This window comes from Rhizobium sp. P1_E6 (assembly GCF_056405875.1).
Window position 1 is genome coordinate 1 of the sequence record NZ_JBFUBG010000268.1, and the last position, 1,522, is coordinate 1,522.

At 56.8% G+C, this 1,522-nt stretch carries 3 protein-coding genes; 2 read left to right on the top strand and 1 reads right to left on the bottom strand.

What is annotated here, in order from left to right; all coding sequences use genetic code 11:
* The first annotated feature begins 445 nt into the window (after window positions 1–445).
* Window positions 446–739 carry an HdeA/HdeB family chaperone gene (locus AC1D35_RS36095; RefSeq protein ID WP_477942805.1) on the top strand — a complete coding sequence of 98 codons (294 nt, stop codon included), beginning with the start codon at window positions 446–448 and terminating at the stop codon, window positions 737–739.
* 83 nt (window positions 740–822) lie between these two features.
* Window positions 823–1,080: a hypothetical protein gene (locus AC1D35_RS36100; RefSeq protein WP_115038631.1), complete on the top strand. Its 258-nt coding sequence runs from the start codon at window positions 823–825 to the stop codon at window positions 1,078–1,080.
* On the opposite strand, the gene AC1D35_RS36105 is transcribed toward AC1D35_RS36100, so the two are convergent.
* A partial coding sequence (locus AC1D35_RS36105; RefSeq protein ID WP_477942807.1) for a transposase occupies window positions 1,070–1,522 on the bottom strand: 453 nt, incomplete at its 5' end. The two genes, AC1D35_RS36100 and AC1D35_RS36105, sit on opposite strands and share 11 nt — an antisense overlap.

Genomic DNA, 1,522 nt, shown 5'->3' on the forward strand with positions numbered 1-1,522 from the left:
CGAACCGGGGCGCCTTGCCTTAAGAATCGCAGCACCGGGCACTTCGAGCTTCTCCAACCCTCCGAGAGCGCGACCTCACCTTCTGGACGGGCCTCCAGCACGCCAGAGAAGAAGAAACCTTTGAAAGGCCTCATCGATATTTTCTTGCGCATCGTGAAAAAGATCTCGCCACCTCTGCTGACCGCGGCGGGTCGCCCTCACGGTAGTGCTTGCATCCGTTCGGTGGCGCGCCTGAGCAGGCCGTGTGGTTTACCGAGAAGGCGAGGCATCCTTCGCAAATTAAAAACTACGTGTATCCCTCAACGTATCGTGCTATTATTAGTTGTTTCTAAATTACGACCTGCCGCGATCAGAGTTGACCGCGGCCCCTTGTGGTTTCCAAACATATCACTGCACACACGAACCCTCGCTCTGGTAAGTGGCAAGGGTGTTTGGGAGGACGACYATGATRCGCYTYRTTTCAATCGCAATAGCAKTTGCMGGTCTTGGCTTGGCAGGCCAGGCCTTGGCCGCGGAAGTGGACATGTCAAAGGTCACCTGTAAGGAAGTTGGCGACATGCCTGCCGCCAAAACCATCGGCGTGGCGATGTGGGTGAACGGGTACGTTCATGGAAAAGCTGGCAGTGCGATGATCGACGGCGAAAAGGCTCACGCCAACGCGGAGAAGGTCGCCGCCTATTGCAAGAGCAACACCGGCTCTACGCTGGCAGACGCCATGGAAGCGGTCTCTAAAATGTAGCAGAACCTGTGACAGTGGCGGCATTCACGCCGCCACTGAGAGCATCAAGGCTATAGTTATGGCCTCTTAACGGGAGACGGACCATGTTCGGACTCAAGTCTTTCACCGCTGCCTCGATGGCTGCAATATTCTTCATGGGCATGCCAGTAATGTCCGTCGCAACAGAGCAGGGACAGCAGCGCAAATCTGCGCGTGATGTCCGCCAAGACACCCGCCAGGGCGCGCGGGATACAAAGCAGGACTGCCGCGCGGCCAATGACCAAAGCAATGCTGCATGCCGGCAGGATAAACGCGCCACCAAGCAAAAAGGACGTCAAACAGGACGAGACATCAAATACTAAGGATTGGAGTCACGCGTATCGATGACGCGGAACGCCGGGCTGCGGCTCTGCGCATAACCGTGCCGCCGGTGGAGTGATCCTTTGGCGTCAACCCTATCCAGGCTGCGAACTGGCGGCCAGATTGGAACAGCTCCGGAGCGGGTGTCTTCATGATCAAGAGAGCCGAACCGATTGGGCCAATGCCGGGAATGGTGTTGGGACGTCTGCTGCGTTCGTCGTTACGTTGCCATGCCTTTACCTTGGCCTCCACATCCGCAATCTTCTTCTCCAGTTGAGCGTATTCCTCGGCCTGGCTCATGAACAATTCCTGTGCGAGCTCTGGCACAGTCGCGTCGGCCTGTATCCTTTCAAGCAGCATAGGGATATGTGCCAGCCCCTTGGCTGCGGAGACACCAAACTCATTGGCGTAACCCCGTATAGCGTTGGCAAGTTGGGTGCGGTT

Coding starts and splice junctions, on each gene's coding strand:
- AC1D35_RS36100 (WP_115038631.1), top strand. CDS start 823: ATGTTCGGACTCAAGTCTTTCACCGCTGCCTCGATGGCTGCAATATTC.